Raw genomic sequence first — 696 nt, 5'->3', positions numbered from 1 at the left:
GTTTGGGAAAACCTGACGGAAAATACGTTCGCTTTCTTCACGATAGGCTTGTGCTTGCGCCTCGTACTTGTGGACGACGAGAAGTTGCTGAGCCACGACCACCACTAACAAAACGCCCGCAGCGATAGCCGCCTTTTGCCAAACTTTCCAGTACTTACCCCAAGAAGACTTCGGCTTAAACTCGCCAGTTAACAGGTTCGTTTTACTACTCGCGACGCCTTTTGCGAGCAACGCCATCGTCATTTCTTCTGGCTTAGGAACCCATACACTCTCAACAGTCGATTCTGGCACGGAACTGTAGCAATCGAGTTGCCAACCTTCATGGTTTTGCAGGTAAGAAGAGAGGTAAAGATCCAGCCACGCCGAATCCACCACCGCACCTTCCGTCTCTGAGTGACGAATTAGCCATTGCTCACCAATCAGTGCCGCACTGCTGTTGTCATCACTGACAGGCAATGCCAATACATCTGGCAAGATGCGTTTGATGGTCAAACCTTGGCTAGCAAAACGCTGTAGCACGGTTTGTACCCATGCGCGCTCGACCGCACACACTTGTGCTTTATCCGCTTGCTTACCCAATACGGTGAAGTGCAAGCTATCCACATCTTGCGCGACTTCATCTTCAATCAAATAAGGCAACATGCTGTCGAACTGACGTGTGGCACCAGGCGGAATGTCCACCTGAGTTAACACCAC

General features: G+C 50.7%; 1 protein-coding gene. It reads right to left on the bottom strand.

The features are described 5' to 3' along the window. On the bottom strand, window positions 1-696 hold a 696-nt coding region (gspL, locus tag R7190_RS27605), incomplete at both ends, for a type II secretion system protein GspL (RefSeq protein WP_318137896.1).

The sequence above is a fragment of the Vibrio sp. 1078-1 genome (assembly GCF_033340475.1).
The sequence above is the reverse complement of the archived record's forward strand: the minus strand, read 5'-3'. Positions and strand labels throughout refer to the sequence as shown.